Below are 19,749 nucleotides of genomic sequence, written 5' to 3'. Positions count from 1 at the left end.
AGGGACTTTCACCATGCGCCGCTACGGCAAGCACACCGACGAGGACGACATCCGCAGCCGCCCCAACCGCAAGGGCAACCGGCCTCGTACGCACACCCGACCCAAGCACGAGGACGCCTCCGACGGCATGGTCCTCACCGTCGACCGGGGCCGGCTGACCTGTCTGGTCGACGACCGGATCGTCCTGGCGATGAAGGCCCGCGAACTGGGCCGCAAGGCCGCGGTGGTGGGCGACCGGGTCGCCCTGGTCGGGGACCTGTCCGGCAAGAAGGACACCCTCGCCCGCATCGTCCGCATCGCCGAGCGCACCTCGGTGCTGCGCCGCACCGCGGACGACGACGACCCCTACGAGCGCGTCGTCGTGGCCAACGCCGACCAGCTCGCCGTCGTCACCGCGCTGGCCGATCCCGAGCCCCGTCCCCGGCTGATCGACCGCTGCCTGGTGGCGGCGTTCGACGGCGGCCTCACCCCGCTCCTGGTCATGACGAAGTCGGACCTGGCGTCGCCGGACAAGCTGCTGGAGCTGTACGGCGATCTCGACATCCCCTATGTCGTCACCAGCCGTGAGGAGCTGGAGAACGGCGACGCGGCGGAGCGGGTGCGCGAGCTTCTCGCCGGGCGGACCACGGCGTTCGTCGGTCATTCCGGCGTGGGCAAGACCACGCTGGTCAACGCGCTGGTCCCGCTGGAGCGACGGCGCGTGACCGGCCATGTCAACGCGGTGACCGGCCGCGGCCGCCACACCACGACCTCGGCGCTGGCCCTGCCGCTGGCCGGCACGGACGACTGGGTGATCGACACCCCGGGCATCCGCTCCTTCGGTCTGCACCACGTCGACCCGTCCCGGGTGATCCTCGCCTTCCCCGACCTGGTGCCGGGCACGGAGGGCTGCCCGCGCGCGTGCAGTCACGACGAGCCCGACTGCGCGCTGGACGCGTGGGTGGCCGAGGGCCACGCCGACCCGGCACGGCTCTACTCCCTGCGTCGGCTGCTGTCCACCCGGGAGCGCACGGAAGGCGACTGACCACCGTCGAACGGCCTACTGACCACCGCGTTGTTTGCGTCGCCCCGACTCCGGCAAGTGCATAATCGCACCGAGCCTGACCGGGCCGGTCAAACGGAGGGACAGCACATGGCGTGGCTGCTGGTCGTCGTGGCCGGAGTGCTCGAAACCGGTTTCGCCGTCTGCCTCAAGCTGTCGCACGGTTTCACCAGGCTCTGGCCGACGGTCGCCTTCAGCTGCTTCGCCCTGGGCAGCTTCGGTCTGCTGACCCTCTCCCTGAAGAAGCTGGACGTCGGTCCCGCCTACGCCGTGTGGACGGGCATCGGCGCGGCCGGCACCGCGATCTACGGCATGGTCTTCCTAGGCGACCTGGTGTCGACCCTGAAGATCATCTCGATCAGTCTGGTGATCACAGGGGTGATCGGGCTGCAGCTGTCGGGCTCGGCTCACTAGGACCCGGCCCGCCGGACGGGGCCTGCCCCTGACTCCCGGGGTGTCGGTGCAGGGCCCCGCGCACCAGGTCCGCGACCCCGTCCTCGCCGGACGGCGGCGCGGCCACGCAGGACAGGGCGAGGCGGACGGCGAGTTCGCAGCAGCGGGCCAGTTCGCCGGTGTCGGCCCGGACCGCGCCGGGGCCGGAGAACACGGCCACCGCCCGGTCGCGGACGGCGCCCACCAGATCGCCGGGTGAGGGCAGCGGCCCGTCCGCCCGCCGCTGCGCGGGCACGGCGGAGGAGGACGGGACCGCCGAGAGCGTCGGCGTGGGCAGACGCTCACTCCAGAAGCCGGTGAGGACGGCCCGTACGAGCACGTTGTCGCGGGCTGCCGAGACGGTCCACTCGGCGGCGGCGGTGAGCCTGTCCCGGGCGTCGCCGTGCACGGCCAGCGCCCGGTCGACCCCGGCGAGGTATCCGTCGGCCTCGCGCCGGACCAGCGCTCTTGCCAGGCCCTCCTTGCTGCCGAACTCGTTGTACAGCGTCTGCCGGGACACCCCGGCCGTCACGGCGACGTCCACCATCCGCACCGCGGCCCACGGCCGTAGCGCAAGCGCCGCGAAGGCGGCGTCCAGCAGGGATTCCCGCGCTGCAGGCATCATCGCCTCCCGGGAGCGAGCGGCTCTGCGCCCCAGGTTTGACGCGCGAGGAAGCACTGTCAAGGGTTCGCGGCCTGACTGGGGCGGTCACCGGACCGCGCGCGCCCCCCGCGGGCCGTCCACCTCGCGGTCCCCTGTGGCCCCCGCTCGCCTCCGCCGGATACGGTTCGTCACATGCCGGACTACCTCGACGACCTCCGACTCGCGCACGTCCTCGCGGACGCCGCCGACGCCGGGACCATGGCCCGTTTCAAGGCCCTCGACCTCAAGGTCGAGACGAAACCGGACATGACCCCGGTGAGCGAGGCGGACAAGGCCGCCGAGGAACTCATCCGGGGCCAGCTGCAGCGGGCCCGGCCCCGGGACGCGATCCTGGGCGAGGAGTACGGCGTCGAGGGCACCGGCCCCCGCCGCTGGGTGATCGACCCGATCGACGGCACCAAGAACTACGTGCGGGGCGTCCCCGTGTGGGCCACCCTCATCTCGCTGATGGAGGCGGGGGAGACGGGCTTCCAGCCCGTCGTGGGCGTCGTCTCCGCACCCGCGCTGGGCCGCCGCTGGTGGGCCGCGAAGGGACACGGCGCCTACAGCGGCCGCAGCCTGTCCGCCGCGACCCGGCTGCACGTCTCGCGCGTCTCGGAGCTGTCGGACGCCTCCTTCGCGTACTCCTCGCTCAGCGGCTGGGAGGAGCGGGGACGTCTGAACGGCTTCCTGGACCTCACCCGAGCGGTGTGGCGCACGCGCGCGTACGGCGACTTCTGGCCGTACATGATGGTCGCCGAGGGCTCGATCGACATGTGCGCCGAGCCCGAGCTCTCCCTCTGGGACATGGCGGCCACGGCGATCGTCGTCACGGAGGCCGGTGGCACGTTCACGGGCCTCGACGGGCGTCCGGGCCCGCACAGCGGCAACGCGGCCGCCTCCAACGGCCTCCTCCACGACGAACTGCTGGACCACCTCAACCAGCGCTACTGACGAGCACCACCACGCGCCACAGATGAGCGCGCGCGCCCTCAATTGGACGCGCGCGCCCTCTTGTTGACCCCGGCTTTACCTGTCACGCTGACAGCACCCCCACTTGTGAACTTGTGAATCCCGGCACGCATGCCGTGGATTCTTAGGAGGTGGCTCCAGCCATGCTCGTCCGTGACGCCATGAGCACCGTGGTCCTCACCATCGGCCCCGCACACACCCTCCGTCAGGCCGCCGCCCTGATGTCCGCCCGCCGCGTCGGCGCGGCCGTCGTCCTGGATCCCGACGCCGGCGGCATCGGCATCCTCACCGAGCGGGACATCCTCAACTCCCTCGGCCTCGGCCAGGACCCGGACGCGGAACGCACCCACGCCCACACCACGGACGACGTCGTCTTCGCCGCCCCGACCTGGACGCTGGAGGAAGCGGCCCGGGCGATGGCCCACGGCGGCTTCCGGCACCTGATCGTCCTCGACCACCACGGGCCGGCCGGCATCGTCTCGGTGCGCGACATCATCCGCTGCTGGGCGCCGGCCCGGCCGCTCGACCAAGGCCGTACGCCGTCCTACAGTGGAATCGGTCCAAGCCAAGCCCGGATCTAAAGTCACACCCGTTCGGGACCTGGTCGCGCTGACTGTTAGGCTGGAATCATGAGTGACCTTCTGGACCGACTGCGTGGCCGCGGATGGCGGATGACCGCGCAGCGGCGCGTCGTGGCCGAGGTGCTCGACGGCGAACACGTCCACCTGACGGCCGACGAGGTGCACGCCAGGGCCGTCGTCCGGCTGCCGGAGATCTCCCGGGCGACCGTCTACAACACGCTCGGCGAACTGGTCTCCCTCGGCGAGGTCCTCGAGGTCGCCACCGACCGGCGCGCCAAGCGGTACGACCCGAACGCGCACCGCCCGCACCATCACCTGGTGTGCGCCCGGTGCGGCGCGATCAAGGACGTCCACCCGAGCGGCAACCCGCTGGCCGACCTCCCGGACTCGGAGCGCTTCGGCTTCACGGTCTCCGACGTCGAGGTCACCTACCGCGGCCTCTGCCCCGACTGCGCGACGGCGTAAACGCCGGCCCCGTCGGCGTGGCGGGCATCGCGCGACCCGAGCATACGACCGAGGGCCGGAACCCTTTCGGATTCCGGCCCTCGGCCTTCAGTAGCGGGGACAGGATTTGAACCTGCGACCTCTGGGTTATGAGCCCAGCGAGCTACCGAGCTGCTCCACCCCGCGTCGATGAACGCAACGTTACGTGAAGGCCAGGCCCGAAGGCAAATCAATACCCCCGCAGCGGAACGGGCGACCGGACACCACCCAAGCCGAGGGCACCGTCACGCGGACAGCTCCTCCCGCAGGGCGTCCCTCAACCGCGCCGCACGCTCGGCCACCTCCGCCGGTCCGAGCGACACCGCCCGATCCGCCCACCGCTGCCCCTCGGCCAGCTCCCCGCGACGCGCGTAGACCAGGGCCAGCCGCAACGCCGCCCGCCCGTGCCCGGCATCGGCCGCCCGCGTCCACCACACCGCCGCCTCGGGCTCGCTGCCCTCCCGCGCGAGCAGCAGCCCGAGGTTGAAGGCGCCGTTGCGCGAACCGGCCTCCGCGGCCGTCCGGTACCACCGCGCCGCCTCCACCACATCGCCCCGGGCGGCGGCCAGCATGCCGACCCGCACCTGCGCGCGGCGGTGCCCCTGCGTCGCCGCCCGCTCGTACCACTCCTCGCACTCGGTCTTCTCGTGCACGATCTCCCCGAGCTCGTGCGCGGACTGCGGCGGCCGCCGCGCGTCGAGCACGGCCGCCAGCCGGTACGCCGCCTCCGCACTGCCCCCACCGGCGGCGCAACGCAGATGCCGCTCGGCCTCCTGCTCGTCGCCGTCCCGCAGCCGCGCGATGCCGACCTGGAGCGCCGCCTCGGTGTGCCCGGCGGCCGCCGCCCGCTCGTACCAGCGCAGGGCGACCGCCTCCTCGCCCCGCCCGGCGAACAGGATGCCGAGGTTGAACGCGGCGTCGACGCTGCCGGCCTCCGCGGCCTTGGAGAACCAGGGCTCGGCCCCGGCCGTGTCGCCGCCCCGGAGCAGCAGGACGGCCAGAGCGTTGGCCGCCTCCCGGTGCCCGGCGTAGGCGGCGCGGCGGTACCACTGCTCGGCCTGCGCGGTGCGACCCTGCTCGACGCAGAGCAGGGCGAGGTTGTAGGCGCCGTTGTCGTCGCCGGCGTCCATCGCCGCCCGGTACCAGCGCTCCGCGGTCTGGGTCTGGCCCTGCTCGGCGTGCAGCGCGCCCAGCGCGTTCGCCGCGTTGCCGTCGCCCTCCTGCGCAGCCCGCAGCCACCAGATGGCGGCGTTCTCGGTGTCGCCGGCGTCGCGCAGCAGGAACCCGAGCGCGCAGGCGGCGCGCGCCTCGCCGTCCTTGGCGGACGTCAGATACCAGCGCCCGGCCTCCTTGAGGTCGCCCCGCTTCTCCAGGATCGTCCCGAGGTGGAGCGCGGCCCGGCGGTGGCCGCGCGCGGCGGCCTGGCGGTACCACTGTTCGGCCTCCGACCGCTGGGCGACACCGTTGTCCTGTCCGCGTCCGTCCGACGCGCCGCCCGCAGGGGGGTTCCTGCGTTCGCCGAGCTCGCCGCCCTGCTCGTGGTCCTTCAGGTCGAGGGCACGGGCCAGTCGGTACGCCGCCTCCCGGTGCCCGCGCTCGGCGGCAGCCCGCATCCACCGCTCGGCCGCGGCGTCCCCACGGTGCTCCAGCAGGTCGGCGAGCGCGTAGGCGCCCAAGGCGTGCCCCTGCTCGGCGGACTGGCGCAGCCAGTACTCGGCGGCCGGCTCGTCCCCGCACTCCCGGCAGTGGCGGCCCAGAGCGTGCGCGGCGGCGGCGGATCCGGCGACGGCGGCGACCCGCCACCAGCCGGCGGCCTCGTCGGGATAGCCGCGCTGGTGGAGGAGGACGCCCAGGTTGTTGGCCGCGGCCCGGTCGCCCTCGGCGGTGGCGGCGCGAAGATGGGGTTCGGCTCCGTCGAGGTCGCCACGGCGCAGCAGCATGGCCCCGAGGACGCTCACGGCCTCGACGTCGCCGGCTTCCGCCGCGAGTCGCAGGCGCATCTCCTCGACGGCCTCCCCCGTCTCGACGGCGTCCGCCGTCTCGTCCCGGCTCTCGTCCGGGGTCGCTTCCTCACCGGAAGGCTGCACAAACCGCCCTGTCTCGAACAGAGTTGCCTTGTCCCCCATAACGTCCATCGTCGCACCACCCGCAACCCGGGTACACCTGGTATACCGCGGCCCGTAAGGTCACTTCAGCGTTTTGTCGACATGCCCACAGAGAGACAAGTCAAACACAGATCGCTCAACTCCCCACCCCGGCGCGGCCATCGATCCCCCGGCACATGCGTTCGCACACCACGAAGGCCCGGATCCGTTTCCGGATCCGGGCCTTCGTCTTCAGTAGCGGGGACAGGATTTGAACCTGCGACCTCTGGGTTATGAGCCCAGCGAGCTACCGAGCTGCTCCACCCCGCGTCGTGTTCCACAACCGTACCACGACGCGGAGCGGACTTGATCAGCCGCTAGCTCGGACCGGGACTCGGACTGCCGGTCGCCTTGCTGTCGGCCGTGCCCGAGCCGCTGCCCGAGCCGGCGCGAGGGCTCGCCGAACCCGTCGGGCTGGGGCTGGCGCTCGCCTTGCCGCCCTTGTCCGCCTGGGCCTGCGCGTCCTCGGCCCGCTTCAGCGCGGCCTCCAGATCCTTCTGCGCCTTGGCGTACGCGTCCCAGTCAGGCTTCTTCAGCGCCTCCTGGCCGGCCGCGAAAGCCTTCTGGGCATCGGCAAGCGCCTGGCGGACCGTCGGGTTGGACGATGCCGGCGGCGGGGTCGTGCCCCCGCCCGTGTCCGTCGGCGGAGGGGTCGGGCCCTGCGCGCCGAAGACCTTGTCGAGGGCCTCGTCCAGGGTGTCCTCGAAGGCGGTGTTGCCTCCGTAGGTCACCAACACCTTCTTCAGCAGCGGGTACTTGAGCCCGCCACCGCGCACATAGACGGGTTCCACGTAGAGCAGGCCACCGTCGAGCGGAACCGTCAGCAGGTTGCCGTACTCGATGTCGGAGTCACCGCCCTTCAGAAGTCTGATGGACTCGGCGATGTCCTGTTCGGAGTTGAACTGGCTCTGCACCTGTTTGGGCCCGTCGACGGTCGTGCTCGTCGGCAGCTTCAGGACTCTGATCTTGCCGTAGTCGGGGGTGCCCGCCTCGGAGTCGACCGCCATGAACGCGCTCAGGTTGTCACGGCCGTTGGGCGTGAACGTCGTCGTCAGCGAGAACGCCTGCGCCTTCTGGTCGGGCATCCTCATGCTCAGGTAGTACGGCGGCACCGCGTCGCCCGACTTGTTGGACGGGTCGTCCGGCACCTGCCACACCTCGCTGCCGCTGAGGAACGTCGTCGCGTCCTTCACGTGGTAGCGGCTGAGCAGCTCGCGCTGGACCTTGAACAGGTCCTGCGGGTAGCGGAGATGCGCCATCAGGGAGGGGGAGATGGACGACTTGGCCTTCACCGTGCCGGGGAACGCCTTCATCCAGGTCTTCAGGACCGGGTCCTTGGTGTCCCACTGGTAGAGCTTGACCTCGCCGGTGTACGCGTCGACCGTCGCCTTCACCGAGTTGCGGATGTAGTTGACCTGGTTCTGCTGGGCCACCACCGCACGGTTGTCGTTGGCCGCGGTCAGCGAGTCGGCCGTGGTGTCGCCGAGGGTGGTACGGGAGGCGTACGGATACCCGTTGGTCGTCGTGTACGCGTCGACGATCCACTGGATCTTGTGGTCGACCACGGCCGGGTAGGCGTCGCCGTCGATGGTCAGCCACGGGGCGACCGCCTCGACGCGCTCCTTGGGCGTGCGGTTGTACAGGATCCGCGAACCGTCGCCGATGGCGCCGGAGTACAGGATCTGCGGCTCGCCGAACGCCACCGCGTACGCGGCGCGGTTGACCGGGCTGGAGAGATTGACCCCGCTCTCGCCGGTGTAACTGGTGGTCTTCTCGCCCTGGTCGTCGGAGTAGTCGATCTCCTTCTGGGGACCGCCGACGATCGAGTACGTGGTCGTCTTCTCCCCGTAGTAGACCCGCTGCTCGTAGGTGCCGAGCTCGCCCTCGGAGGGCAGGTTGGACTCGGTGAAGACCGGGCGCCCCTCGGCGTCGGACGTGGTGCCCTTGGCGGCGACGACACCGTAACCGTGCGTGTAGCGGAAGTGGTTGTTGATCCAGTTCTGCTTGTCGACGCCCGCGAGGTTCAGCTCGCGCAGCCCGATGACGGTGTCCTCGTCGGACCCCTTCACGTTGTAGCGGTCCACGTCCAGGTTGGTCGGGAACGCGTAGTACTTGCGCATCTGCTGGAGCTGCTGGAACGTCGGGGAGACGATGTTCGGGTCCAGGACGCGGATGCTCGCGGTGGAGTCGGCGTCGTCGCGCAGCGTCGTCTTGTCCTTGGTCGTGCTGGTGCCCGAGTACTCGGTGACCTGCGCGCCGTCGATGCCGTACGCCTCGCGCGTCGCCTTGAGGTTCTTCTCGACGTACGGGGCTTCCTTGGCCTGCTCGTTGGGCTGGACCTGGAACTTCTGGACGATCGCCGGGTACAGCCCGCCGATGAGGATCGCCGAGAGCACCATCAGGCCGAAGCCGATCACCGGCAGCTGCCAGGTGCGCCGCCACAGGGTGGCGAAGAAGAGCAGGGCGCAGATGACGGCGATGCAGAACAGGATCGTCTTAGCCGGGAGATAGGCGTTGGCGTCGACGTAGCGCAGGCCGGTCCAGTTGTCCGTGGCCTTGAAGTCGCTGGACTTCACCGCCAGGCCGTAGCGGTCGAGCCAGTAGGCGACCGCCTTCAGGGCGACGAAGATGCCCAGCAGCACCGACAGATGCCCGGTTGCCGCGGCGGTGGCGCGCGCGCCCGGGCTGGTGACCCGCAGCCCGCCGTAGAGGTAGTGGGTGAGCGCGGCGGCGATCAGGGAGAGGATCGTGGCGGCGAAGCCGAAGCCGAGCAGGAACCGGTACCAGGGCAGGTCGAAGGCGAAGAAGGACACGTCGAGGTGGAACTGGGGGTCCTTCTGCCCGAACGACACCCCGTTGACCCACATCAGCCACGTCCGCCACTGGCCCGCCGCGGACGCGCCGGCGATCAGGCCGACCAAGGAGGTGATGCCGAGCAGCAGCCACGTCTTGAACGGCGCGATGCCCATGCGGTAGCGGTCGAGGCTCTGCTGTTCCACGGACATCGCGCTCAGCGGCGGCCTCAGCCGGTGCGCCAGCCAGATGTTGACGCCGACCGCGAGGGCCATCAGCAGACCGAAGACGAAGAACAGCCCGATCTTGGTCCACAGCGTGGTGGTGAAGACCGACGAGTAGTGCACCGAGCGGTACCAGAGCCAGTCCGTCCAGAACCCGGCGAACATGGTGAACGCCATACCCAGGACGGCCAGGACGCCCAGTGTCGTGAGCAGCGTCCGGACACGCCGGGACGGGCGGCCCACTCTGATCCGCGGCCCCGTGGGGCCTCCGCCGCGGTCCGGCATCTGGAAAGCCAAGGTGCGCACCTCGAAAGTCGCAGTAGATCCGTCAGGCCCGCGTGTTCGTGGACCGTTGGTGGCCCCCCGTGATCGCGGGCCCACACCTATGCAACTTACTCACGGTTTACTCGGTTCCCGATTCCGGCCAGGAACGAGAGAGGATTGTGACCATGTCCAACACTCCCATGGCGGCGAGCCCGCTCACCCGGGCCGTGCTCGAGATCGACGAGTACGCCTCCGGCCTCGGCTGGGACCAGCCCGCCCGCCTTTTCGCCCTCGTAGACACCGCTCGGCTGCGCGCCCAGGAACCGTCGCTCGCCGCACAGCTCGGCCTTCAGGACGAGCCCGAGATCACCGGCCTCACCCCCATCGAGCAGGACGAGGTGCCGACGGACAAGCCGCTCGACGAGTTCCTCGCCACGATCGCCTGGCCCGACGCGGTGGTCGGCTGCGCCCTCACGGTGGAACGCCTGATGCTGCCGCCGTCCGCAGAGGCCCAGGTCCCTCAGGGTCTGAGCGAGGGGAAGCTCGCGAAGTGGGTGTCGGAGCACCCCGACCGGCAGGAGGTCCGGATGACGGTCGGCGTCCTGCGCGACGGCACCCGCGACTCCGCCCTGCGGCTGCGGGAGAAGGACGCCCCCACCGAGGTCCTCACCGGCGCGGGCCTGGTGCCGGGCCTCGCGGAGGCGCTGTCGGCGACGTTCGCCGAGTAGCGCCTCCCGAGCCTCGGCGGGGTGGCCCTGCGGCTACTTCGTGCACTTGGGCAGGTCGGCGGTGTCGCCGCTGCGGATGTCCTTGAGGGCGCCGAGGGCGTCGTCGATGGTGTTCACCTTGACGAGCTTGAGCCCCGAGGGGGTGTCCTTCGCGGCGGCCGCGCAGTTGTCGGCGGGCGTCAGGAAGTACTGGGCGCCCTGGCTGCGCGCGCCGACCGTCTTCAGCTCGATGCCGCCGATCGGCCCGACCTTGCCGTCGTCGTCGATGGTGCCGGTGCCGGCGACGAACTTGCCCCCGGTGAGGCTGCCCGGGGTGAGCTTGTCGTAGATGCCGAGGGCGAACATCAGGCCGGCGCTGGGGCCGCCGACGTCGGCGAGCTTGATGTCGACGGTGAACGGGAACGTGTGGTCGGTCCCGGCCGAGATCCCGACGATGGCCCGCTTCTGGCCGCTGTCGGTCGAGGTCGCGGTGGTGACGGCGACGTCCTGGGTCCCGGTCGCCGCTCTGTGCGCCTTCTCGGCGGCCGCCTGCTCCTTGGCCGGGACGATGGTGAAGACGACCTTCTCGCCCGCCTTGTGCTTGGTCACCAGCTTCGCGACGTCACCCGGCTGCTTCACCGCCGCCCCGTCGACGGCCTTGATCACATCGCCGGCGTGCAGCCTGCCCTCGGCCGGGGAGCCCTTCACCACGGTCGAGACGATCACCCAGGACGTCACGGGGACCTTCAGCTCCTTCATGGCCGCCACCTTGGCGCTCTCCTGGGACTGGCTGAACTCCTCGGCGTTCTCCTGGGTGGACTGCTCCTCGGTCTTGCCGTCCGGGTAGAGCGTGTCGTGCGGGACCACCTTGGTGTCGTGCGCGAGCCATCCGTAGACGGCCTCGACGAGGTTCATCCGGTAGTCGGCGCTGGTGACCCGCACGGTGGTCATGTTCAGGTTGCCGCTGGTCGCATACGTCCTGCGCCCCGAGATCTGCAGCACCGGCTCGCCGTCGTGGTCGCCGAGCGTGTTCACCGTCGGCCCCGGGGACATCTCCGCGTACGGGACGGGGATGAGCACTCCCGCGCACAGGAGCGCGATCAGCATCAGGGTGGAGGCGAGCATCGTCGCGGTGCGGCGTGGCATGCCTCGACATTACGGGACGGGTCTGTCAGCGCACCGTCAGGGATGCCACCCGGGTCACGTACGCGAGTGGGGCTTCTCCATGGCTTCGCGGAAGCGGGCGTATCCGTCCAGCTCGGGGCCGTCGCTGCGGGCCTTGCGGGTCCGGTTGGCCCAACTGCCCCACAGGCCCGCGCCGATCGCGGCGACCAGCGGAATGAGCAACCAGACGAGCGCCGCCATGCCGACCTCCCAACCGACGAACCACCGCAACTGACTGATCAGCAGATTAACCGTCCGCACTGACAACGCTCACGGCAGGGGTGCGGTTACGCAACCGGACGGGTGACCTGGCGGCGGCCGGAGCCACGCCCGCCGAGGGCCGCGGGTCAGCAGGCGCCGACCCACTCCTCCGTCCCGTCCGAGAACTTCTGGTGCTTCCAGATGGGAACCTCGTGCTTGAGGTCGTCGATCAGCTTCCGGCAGGCTTCGAACGCCTCGCCCCGGTGCGGACAGGACACGGCGACGACGACGGCGAGATCTCCCACCGCGAGGTCCCCCACCCGGTGGACGGCCGCGAGCGCACGCACCGGGTGATCGGCGACGACCTTCTCCGCGACCCGGCGCATCTCGGCCTCGGCGCTCGGGTGGCAGGAGTACCCGAGGGCGTCGACGTCGGCGCCCCCGTCGTGGTTGCGCACGGTGCCCACGAACAGCGCCGTCCCGCCGGCCGCGTCGTCCCCGACCGCCCTGAAGACCTCGTCCAGTGAGAGCGCGGTGTCGCGAACGGCGATGAGTTTGATGGGGTCCTGCGCTGCGTGCTCGCCCGGATGGTCGTCGATGGCTGCCATACCCCCATCGTGCCGCACCCGGGAGGCGAGCCGGAATAGCGTGATCGCCCGGTACGCGCGCGTGCCGGTTCGGAGCGACCTACGAAACGACGCGCCTGTCCGACGGGCCAGGGGCGGCGCGGGCACGATCCCGCGCGCCCCCGCGGCTCACCTCCGCCGGGCCTTGCGGGCGCGCCGTACGACAGCCGCCGCTCCCAGCAGCGCGACGGTCGCACCGGCCGCGCCGGCCGCGGTCGCGTCCTTGCGTCCCAGCCGCCGTCCGACGACGGTGTGGCGCCCGGAGACCTCTTCCAGCAGCTCCGCGAGGACCTCCTCGTTGGTCCAGCGCGGCCGCCATCCCGCGTCGTGCAGCCGACTGCCGCTCACCACCCAGGGGTACATCGTGTAGGCCAGGTCGCCCGCCGGGGACGGCGTCAGCCCGATCCGGTGCAGCCGGGCCGCGGCGCCCAGCGCGACCGCCGACGGCAGCTCCATCCGGCGGATGCCGCTGAGCTCCTCGACCTCCTCCTGTTCCAGCCACCCGTCGCACCCGACGGCCAGCTCTCCGTCGACCTTCTCCAGGACGGTGTACTCCAGGGCGCTCACCAGGTCCTCGACATGGCAGAACTGCCAGGCGGGCCGCGAGCCCGCGACGACGAGCAGCCGCGGCGACTCGAAGTACCGGGTCAGCGCGGTGTCCGTGCCGCCCACCAGGATCGCGGGCCGCACCACGGTGACGTTGAGCCCCGGATGCGCCCGGGGCGCGCGCCGGGCGAGCCGTTCGACCTCCAGCAGGTCGCCGACGCCGGTGGCCTCGGCCGTCGCCCGCAGCTCGGCGTCCTCGGACAGCGGCAGCTCGTTGTCCTCCAGCGCTCCGTAGACCATCGCGGAGGTGCACAGCACGACGCGGTGCACTCCGGCCGCCGCGGCGGCCGTGAGCACGGTCTGCGTACCGCGCACGTTGTAGGCCGTCCGGGCGGCGGCGTCACTCCCCAGGTCGAGGTCGAGTGCGAGATGGACCACGACGTCCGCCCCGCGCAGTTTGTCGGCGATCGCGGGATCGCGGACGTCGAGGATGTGCCACTGCGCCGCGTCGCAGTCGCCGCGCCGCTCGTCGATGGCGACGACCTGCTTGACCTCCTCCGACGCGGCGAGGCGCTCCGTGAGCAGCGCGCCCACCCCGTTCGCCGCGCCGGTCACGGCGACGACGGGCCCGCGCGAACCGCCCGGGGTCGATCGGTTTCGCGCTGCGCGAACCTGCGGATCTGGGGAACTCACCAGGTGTCTCCAGCGGTTGTCTTGGCATACGGGCGCGAGTGAAGCGTACGTACCAGGTGGCATCCATCCTGCCGCAGGCCAGGAGTCGGCGAAGCACCGAGGCCCGATCGAGCCGGGGTGTCTACGCTGGGTGGTGTTGCAGGGCAGTCGCCGCCGGCCGAGAAACCGGTGGCCTTACCAGCCGAGGAACCCCGTGAGTGACACCCCATTCGGATTCGGCCTTCCGCCGGAGGAGCCGGAAGACGGCGACGAGGGCAAGAAGAAGGACTCGCAGAGCGGCGGTGGTCAGGGACCGGCCAACCCGTTCGGCTTCGGCTCGCTGCCCGGGGCCGGAGGCTTCGGCGTTCCGGGCGGCCCCGGCGCCGACAACCCCCTCGCCGCCATGTTCGGCTCGCTGAACCCCAACGACCTGGGGGCCGCGTTCCAGCAGCTCGGTCAGATGCTCTCGTACGAGGGCGGGCCGGTGAACTGGGACATGGCCAAGCAGATCGCCCGCCAGACGGTCTCACAGGGCACGTCCGACGGCGTGAAGGACGAGAGCGTCGGTTCCTCCGAGCGCACCGCCGTGCAGGAGGCCGTCCGCCTGGCCGATCTGTGGCTGGACGACGCCACCTCCCTGCCGTCCGGCGCCGGCTCCGCGGTGGCGTGGTCGCGCGCGGAGTGGGTCGAGGCGACTCTGCCCGCGTGGAAGGAACTGGTCGACCCGGTCGCCGAACGCGTCGGCGCCGCGATGGGCGACGTCCTGCCGGAGGAGATGCAGGCCATGGCCGGCCCGCTGATCGGCATGATGCGCTCGATGGGCGGGGCGATGTTCGGCTCGCAGATCGGACAGGCCGTCGGCGTGCTCGCGGGCGAGGTCGTCGGTTCGACCGACATCGGCCTTCCGCTCGGTCCGGCCGGGCGCGCGGCGCTGCTGCCGGTGAACATCGCGGCGTTCGGCAAGGACCTGGGCGTGCCTCAGGACGAGGTGCGGCTGTATCTCGCCCTGCGCGAGGCCGCCCACCAGCGCCTGTTCGCGCATGTGCCGTGGCTGCGCTCCCACCTGTTCGGCGCGGTCGAGGGCTACGCGCGCGGGATCAAGGTCGACACCGCCAAGCTGGAGGACGTGGTCGGCCAGTTCGACCCGCAGAACCCCGAACAGCTGCAGGACGCGCTGCAGCAGGGCATGTTCCAGCCGGAGGACACCCCGGAGCAGAAGGCCGCGCTGGCCCGTCTGGAGACGGCTCTGGCGCTCGTCGAGGGCTGGGTGGACGCGGTGGTGCACGCGGCCGCGAAGCCGCGTCTGTCGTCCGCCGACGCGCTGCGCGAGACGCTGCGCCGTCGTCGGGCCTCCGGCGGGCCCGCCGAGCAGACGTTCGCGACGCTGATCGGTCTGGAGCTGCGTCCGCGCCGCCTGCGCGACGCGTCCCGCCTGTGGGCCTCGCTGACGGACGCGCGCGGGGTCGACGGCCGCGACGCCCTGTGGGCGCACCCGGACATGCTGCCCACGGCCTCCGACCTGGACGACCCGGACGGCTTCGTGCACCGCGAGCACATGGACTTCTCCGAGCTGGACAAGATGCTCGGCGAGGCCGCGAGCGGCGGCGGTCCCGGCGAGAAGCCGAACCTGACCAAGGACGACGACCTCAAGAAGGACGGCGGCCTGAAGAAGGACGGCGACGAGAGCGACTCCAGGGGCGACGACACCGAGTGAGCCTGTACGACGACGCGGTCCTCGTCCTGAAGGGGTACGAGGGCCAGGAGGAGCTGCGCCAGTCCTACCTGGACCATCTGGCGGCGCATCCGGACGGCATGTGGAAGGCCTGCGGGGACGGGCATGTCACGGCGAGCGCGCTGGTGATCGATCCGGAAAAGGAGCGGGTGCTGCTGACGCTCCACAAGAAGCTGCGGATGTGGCTGCAGATGGGCGGGCACTGCGAGCCGGTCGACGGGACCCTGGCGGCCGCCGCCCTGCGGGAGGGGACCGAGGAGTCGGGCGTCCCGGGGCTGACCCTGCTGCCCGGCGGCCCGGTCCGGCTCGACCGGCATCCGACGCCGTGCGCCTGGCACTACGACGTCCAGTACGCGGCGCTGGCCCCGGCAGGGTCCGTGGAGGCCATCAGCGACGAGTCCCTCGACCTGCGCTGGTTCCCGTACGCGCAGGTGGCGGAGGTCGCCGACGAGTCGGTCGTCCGCCTGCTGGAGGCGACCCGCGCGCGGCTGTGAACGGGAACGGGTAAGGGGCGGCGTACCGGCTGGCCGCCCCTTACGTGGTCGTCCGCCGGACGATCAGCTCCAGACGTTGCCCTGGTTCTGACCGCGCGCCCCCTGCTGGCCCATGCCGTACTGGGCGGCCAGACCGGAGCCGATCGCCGCGTTCTGCGGCGGCAGCAGCTCGCTGGGCTGCACGAGCGCGTAGCCGGAGCCCATGAAGCTGAGCTCCCATCCCTCACCGGTGTTGCCGCGTCGGCGCCACACCCCGGAGGAGTGGGTCTGCGCCTGCATCTGCACCCGCAGCCCGGTGGACCAGGCGACGATGGCGTCCGCGTCGCAGTTGACGTACTTGTCCGGTGTGACCTGCATCATCAGGGGCGCGCCCGAGGTCATCAGGGCGACCTTGCCGCGACCGGTGATGTTGAGCTGGTACTTCCCGGAGCCGGAGATGCCGTAGAGGCTGTCGACGGCGATGACCTCGTGGTGCAGCGAGGAGTCCATGGCGAGCACATAGCTGCTGTCCACGGTGAGGCCGTCCTGCTCCACGTCCATCACGTGGATGTGCTGGGCGAGGTTGGCGAGGTAGACCGTGCCCTGCCCGTGGCAGCGCATCAGGTCCAGTCCCTCGCCGGTGTACGCCCGCGCGCGTCCCTGCTGGTTGCTCCGGTACTCGGCGTCGAACTCCATCAGGCCCTGGTAGGCGACCATCGTGCCCTTGCGGGCGAGGATGTCGTCGTGGCCCTCCAGAGCGACCCGGAGCATCTGCTTGTTCTGCAGACTCCAGCGTTCCTGGGTCTGCGAGTCGTTGTGCGCGAAAAGTGGGCTCTGCATGACGTTTCTGGCTCCCCCTCAGCCCCGGACCCGGAGGCGGTCGGTGCTGTCCTCGCTGGGCTGGACGACGACGATGCCCTGGCCGGAGAAGGCCATCTGGTAGGCCTCGCCGCTGCCCCGGCCGATGAGCGACTGCGCCTTGAAGCTGCGCTTGCCCTTCACCTTCAGGTTCGGGGACCAGGCGACGAGCGCGTCGGGGTCGACGTACGTCTCGTCCTCGCCGCCGCCGCAGTCGACCACGATCGGCTTGCCCCGGGAGGTCAGCGCGACCCAGCCCTGGCCGCTGATCTTGGTGTTCCACAGGCCCTGCCCGGCGAACTTCGCGAGCCCCTTGACGCGCTCGACGCCCCAGGTGAGGTGTGCGTCGAAGGCGAGCAGGTTGGTGGCGTTGACGGAGATGCCGTCGCCGTTGAGGTTGATCACGACGACGTCGGCGCCGTAGTCGGCGAGGTAGAGCAGACCGTCGCCGGTGCACTTCATCAGGGGCGCGCCCTCGCCGGTCATCCAGTCGCGCGCGATCTGGCGCACGGCCGGCGGGTTGGGCTCGTACTGGACGAAGCCCTCGTAGGCGACCATCGAGCCCACGCGCGCGAAGAGGTCGTTGCCGGTCTGCATGGCGACCTTCAGCATGTGGTTGCCGTGGTTCTCCATGCGGGCGGTGACGGGTGCGGGGGCGTAGCCCGCGAGCGGCTGGTTCATGACGGGCTCCCTCAGACCTCGTACGGCTGGACGACGATGAAGTTGCCGGGAGCTCCCCGGAACTGGAGGTTGACGCTCTCTCCGGTGTCGCCGGGGTAGGCGTTGCGGCGCATCCGCACCTGGCTGGAGACGACCACCTGGGAGGCGGCCGACCAGGCGACGACGGCGTTGCAGTCGGCGAACGTGGTGGGCGTGACCGGCAGGACGACGGGGGTGCCGTGCGTCTTGACGACGATGGTGCCGGTGCCCTGGAACTGCATGGTGAACAGCGCGCCGCCGGGAATGCCGTGCCCCTCGATGCGACGGACCTCGTACTGGAGGCTCTCGTCGAAGGCGAGGACGTTCTCGGCGGAGACGCAGATCGCGTCGCCCTGGAGTTCGATGGGGTGCACATGGGTGGAGTTCTCGGCGAGGAAGACCTGCCCCTGGCCGGTGCAGCGCATCAGCTGCATCTCCTGGCCGGTGGCGTTGCCGACGATCCGCCCGGCGAACCCGGCGCCCTTGTAGCTGAAGTCGACCTTGCCCTGGTAGAGGACCATGCTGCCCTGACGGGCGAGCACCGGCTGCCCGCCCATGCCGAGGTCGACGCGGATCAGCTTCTTGTTCTGCTGCGTCCAGCGCTGCCCGGTGGGCGTCTCCTTGAACTGCTGGAGAGCGGCGGTCACACCGGCGCCGCCCTGCGGGGCGCCCTGGGGCACGCCGTAGGCCTGCTGGCCCGGGATCTGCCCGAACGGCGGCTGCTGGCCGTAGCCGGGCGGCGGAGCCGGCTGTCCGTAGCCGGGCGGGGCCTGCGGCGCCTGGGGCTGCTGGCCGTAGCCGGGCGGCATGGGCGCGGTCGGCGCGGGTCCCTGCCCGTAGGGCTGGTGCGGCGGCTGGCCGTAGGGCGCCGGGGCGGGGGCCGGGGGCGGGACATGGCCGCTGCCGGGCGGGGCCAGGGGCGCGATGATGGTCGGCGCGGCGTGCACCGAGGGCGCGGGCGCCGGGGCGGGCGGCGGAGTGGCGCCGGGCGGGGGCGCGAAGCCCTGAGCGACCGGCTGCGGCGGATGCGGGGCGGGGGCCGGCGCCGAGGGCGCTCCGAACGCGGGGGGAGCGAAGCCGGGAGCGGCGCCGCCGGTCAGGGGCTGCGCGGGCGCGGCGGGCGCCTCCTCCTCGGCGACCTCGCCGCCGAAGTTCTTCAGCAGCGCGTCCAGGCCGCCGTCGAAGCCCTGGCCGACGGCCGCGAACCGCCAGACGTCCTTCAGGTAGAAGTCGCCCAGCATCACGGCCCGCTCGGTGGTGAACTCCGCGCCGCTGAACGCGTAGCGGGCCACTTCCTCACCGCCCGCGACGATGCGGAGATGGCCGGGACCGATCTGCGACATCTGCCCGGCGCCATCGAGGGTCGCCGTGAAGGAGAGCTTCTGGATCTGCGGCGGGATCCGGTCCAGGGTGATGCGGAAGGACTCCGTGTCGCCGGCCTGGGCGCCCAGGAGCTGGATGGACTCCTCGGGAGACTTCGGCTGGTTGAAGAAGACGAAGTACCGGTCGTCCGAGAGCCGCTCGTCGGCGTCGAGGCCGAAGCAGCTGATGTCGAAGGTCAGGCCGGGTGCGGTGATCTGCACGCCTACGTACAGATCGGTGCCCGCGGTGAGGTCACTGATCTTGGCCTTGTGGCCGCGTTGGAATTCCCTGGGCATGCGTAACGACCGTCCCCCATCCCGATTGCGAGTGCGTCGCGTCAGGCTAACGGCAAAGTCGGACAACGCACGATGTCGGTACAGACCCGGTACACAACCGGCGTCGCATGAGGTCGGACGGGTTCACCGCGCGCGGCGCAGGTCACTCCGCGCGTGCGCCCGGCGGGTGGGGCAGCCGTTCGGCCGCGACGACGCCCTCCAGGTAGCCGCGTGCGCGCTCGGTGCGCGGGTACGCCTCCAGCAGCCGCCAGAAGTCGGGGCCGTGGCCGGGCACGAGCAGGTGCGCGAGCTCGTGGGCGAGGACGTAGTCGATGACGTACTCGGGCATGCCCTTGAGCCGGTGCGACAGCCGGATGCTGCCCTCGGCCGGGGTGCACGACCCCCACCGGGTGTTCTGGTTGGTCACCCAGCGCACCGAGGCGGGCCGGGCCCGGCCGCCGAAGCACTGGGCCGAAAGCCGCTCCGCGCGCTCGGCCAGCTCGGCGTCGCCCGGCACCCGCCTGCTCTCCTGCGCGGCGAGCTTGTCGAGCATGACGTTCACCCAGCGTTGCTCCTCGGCCTCGGACATCCGGGCGGGGATCAGCACGATGGTGCGGTCGCCCTCGCGGTACGCGGAGACCGTCCGGCGTCGACGGGCGCTTCTGCGGACCTCGATCGCGCTCGCCCGTGGGCCGCTCGGCGGCTGGCTCGTCGTACTGCGCTGTGGTGTTCCGGCGCGGTGCAGTGGGTCGGCGGACACGCCCCGACGTTACCCGCTGCACATGGGGGAAGTCCCGACTCCGGGGCGGTTCGGTTCCGATCTCTCTCGTCACTTTTGCCTCGTACGACGCATTTG

Annotated in this window: 19 protein-coding genes and 2 tRNA genes; 8 read left to right on the top strand and 13 right to left on the bottom strand. The window is 71.3% G+C overall.

Annotated features, from left to right (window positions below; translation table 11 throughout):
• Nucleotides 1-13 precede the first annotated feature (13 nt).
• The gene (rsgA, locus tag BG482_RS26655) at nt 14-1,024 is read left to right on the top strand and encodes a ribosome small subunit-dependent GTPase A (protein WP_069771684.1); all 1,011 of its coding nucleotides are present in this window, start codon (nt 14-16) and stop codon (nt 1,022-1,024) included.
• 108 nt (nt 1,025-1,132) lie between these two features.
• Entirely contained in the window at nt 1,133-1,456 is a 324-nt protein-coding gene (locus tag BG482_RS26650; RefSeq protein ID WP_069771683.1) for a multidrug efflux SMR transporter, read from the top strand.
• Here BG482_RS26650 and BG482_RS26645 read toward each other — a convergent pair.
• Nucleotides 1,413-2,099, bottom strand: coding sequence for a TetR/AcrR family transcriptional regulator (locus tag BG482_RS26645; protein WP_079142188.1), 687 nt, complete (start codon nt 2,097-2,099; stop codon nt 1,413-1,415). The genes BG482_RS26650 and BG482_RS26645 overlap by 44 nt on opposite strands.
• A gap of 171 nt (nt 2,100-2,270) precedes the next feature.
• Here BG482_RS26645 and hisN point away from each other — a divergent pair, with 171 nt between their 5' ends.
• From hisN to BG482_RS26630, 3 genes are all read left to right on the top strand, one after another.
• On the top strand, nt 2,271-3,071 hold the full coding sequence (gene hisN / locus BG482_RS26640) for a histidinol-phosphatase (RefSeq protein ID WP_069771682.1): 801 nt from the start codon (nt 2,271-2,273) through the stop codon (nt 3,069-3,071).
• Between the two features lie 161 nt (nt 3,072-3,232).
• The gene (locus BG482_RS26635) at nt 3,233-3,670 is read left to right on the top strand and encodes a cyclic nucleotide-binding/CBS domain-containing protein (protein WP_069771681.1); all 438 of its coding nucleotides are present in this window, start codon (nt 3,233-3,235) and stop codon (nt 3,668-3,670) included.
• Between the two features lie 48 nt (nt 3,671-3,718).
• The gene (locus BG482_RS26630; RefSeq protein ID WP_069771680.1) at nt 3,719-4,135 is read left to right on the top strand and encodes a Fur family transcriptional regulator; all 417 of its coding nucleotides are present in this window, start codon (nt 3,719-3,721) and stop codon (nt 4,133-4,135) included.
• 91 nt (nt 4,136-4,226) lie between these two features.
• Here BG482_RS26630 and BG482_RS26625 read toward each other — a convergent pair.
• The 4 genes from BG482_RS26625 to BG482_RS26610 all read right to left on the bottom strand — a co-directional run bounded on the left by BG482_RS26625 (nt 4,227) and on the right by BG482_RS26610 (nt 9,599).
• A tRNA-Met gene (locus tag BG482_RS26625) sits at nt 4,227-4,300 on the bottom strand.
• A gap of 98 nt (nt 4,301-4,398) precedes the next feature.
• A complete protein-coding gene (locus BG482_RS26620) occupies nt 4,399-6,288 on the bottom strand; it encodes a tetratricopeptide repeat protein (protein WP_079142186.1) in 1,890 nt (629 codons plus the stop codon).
• A gap of 205 nt (nt 6,289-6,493) precedes the next feature.
• A tRNA-Met gene (locus tag BG482_RS26615) sits at nt 6,494-6,567 on the bottom strand.
• 47 nt (nt 6,568-6,614) lie between these two features.
• Nucleotides 6,615-9,599 (bottom strand): UPF0182 family protein, encoded by a 2,985-nt coding sequence (locus BG482_RS26610; protein ID WP_069771678.1) that lies wholly within the window; start codon nt 9,597-9,599, stop codon nt 6,615-6,617.
• A 164-nt stretch (nt 9,600-9,763) separates the two neighbouring features.
• Between BG482_RS26610 and BG482_RS26605 the strand changes: the two genes are divergently transcribed.
• Nucleotides 9,764-10,306 carry a PPA1309 family protein gene (locus tag BG482_RS26605; RefSeq protein ID WP_069771708.1) on the top strand — a complete coding sequence of 181 codons (543 nt, stop codon included), beginning with the start codon at nt 9,764-9,766 and terminating at the stop codon, nt 10,304-10,306.
• Nucleotides 10,307-10,339: 33 nt separating this feature from the next.
• On the opposite strand, the gene BG482_RS26600 is transcribed toward BG482_RS26605, so the two are convergent.
• The 4 genes from BG482_RS26600 to BG482_RS26585 all read right to left on the bottom strand — a co-directional run bounded on the left by BG482_RS26600 (nt 10,340) and on the right by BG482_RS26585 (nt 13,515).
• Complete coding sequence (locus tag BG482_RS26600; protein WP_069771677.1) at nt 10,340-11,431, bottom strand: PDZ domain-containing protein; 1,092 nt, start codon at nt 11,429-11,431, stop codon at nt 10,340-10,342.
• 54 nt (nt 11,432-11,485) lie between these two features.
• Nucleotides 11,486-11,650 (bottom strand): hypothetical protein, encoded by a 165-nt coding sequence (locus tag BG482_RS44140; protein ID WP_167467584.1) that lies wholly within the window; start codon nt 11,648-11,650, stop codon nt 11,486-11,488.
• Nucleotides 11,651-11,796: 146 nt separating this feature from the next.
• Nucleotides 11,797-12,258 carry a molybdenum cofactor biosynthesis protein MoaE gene (locus BG482_RS26590; protein ID WP_069771675.1) on the bottom strand — a complete coding sequence of 154 codons (462 nt, stop codon included), beginning with the start codon at nt 12,256-12,258 and terminating at the stop codon, nt 11,797-11,799.
• 147 nt (nt 12,259-12,405) lie between these two features.
• Nucleotides 12,406-13,515, bottom strand: coding sequence for an SDR family oxidoreductase (locus BG482_RS26585; protein ID WP_069771674.1), 1,110 nt, complete (start codon nt 13,513-13,515; stop codon nt 12,406-12,408).
• 193 nt (nt 13,516-13,708) lie between these two features.
• Here BG482_RS26585 and BG482_RS26580 point away from each other — a divergent pair, with 193 nt between their 5' ends.
• The gene (locus BG482_RS26580) at nt 13,709-15,208 is read left to right on the top strand and encodes a zinc-dependent metalloprotease (RefSeq protein ID WP_069771673.1); all 1,500 of its coding nucleotides are present in this window, start codon (nt 13,709-13,711) and stop codon (nt 15,206-15,208) included.
• A complete protein-coding gene (locus BG482_RS26575; RefSeq protein ID WP_069771672.1) occupies nt 15,205-15,720 on the top strand; it encodes an NUDIX hydrolase in 516 nt (171 codons plus the stop codon). Before BG482_RS26580 ends, BG482_RS26575 begins: the two co-directional genes overlap by 4 nt.
• A 63-nt stretch (nt 15,721-15,783) precedes the next feature.
• Here the strand turns inward: BG482_RS26575 and BG482_RS26570 are convergent, their stop codons facing one another.
• The 4 genes from BG482_RS26570 to BG482_RS26555 all read right to left on the bottom strand — a co-directional run bounded on the left by BG482_RS26570 (nt 15,784) and on the right by BG482_RS26555 (nt 19,653).
• Complete coding sequence (locus BG482_RS26570; protein ID WP_069771671.1) at nt 15,784-16,539, bottom strand: AIM24 family protein; 756 nt, start codon at nt 16,537-16,539, stop codon at nt 15,784-15,786.
• Between the two features lie 18 nt (nt 16,540-16,557).
• Entirely contained in the window at nt 16,558-17,238 is a 681-nt protein-coding gene (locus BG482_RS26565) for an AIM24 family protein (RefSeq protein ID WP_069771670.1), read from the bottom strand.
• Nucleotides 17,239-17,249: 11 nt separating this feature from the next.
• Nucleotides 17,250-18,914, bottom strand: coding sequence for a TerD family protein (locus BG482_RS26560; protein ID WP_069771669.1), 1,665 nt, complete (start codon nt 18,912-18,914; stop codon nt 17,250-17,252).
• Nucleotides 18,915-19,056: 142 nt separating this feature from the next.
• A complete protein-coding gene (locus tag BG482_RS26555; RefSeq protein ID WP_069771668.1) occupies nt 19,057-19,653 on the bottom strand; it encodes a M48 family metallopeptidase in 597 nt (198 codons plus the stop codon).
• Nucleotides 19,654-19,749 lie beyond the last annotated feature (96 nt).

The sequence above is a fragment of the Streptomyces sp. LUP30 genome (assembly GCF_001746365.1).
GTDB lineage: Bacteria > Actinomycetota > Actinomycetes > Streptomycetales > Streptomycetaceae > Streptomyces.
The sequence above is the reverse complement of the archived record's forward strand: the minus strand, read 5'-3'. Positions and strand labels throughout refer to the sequence as shown.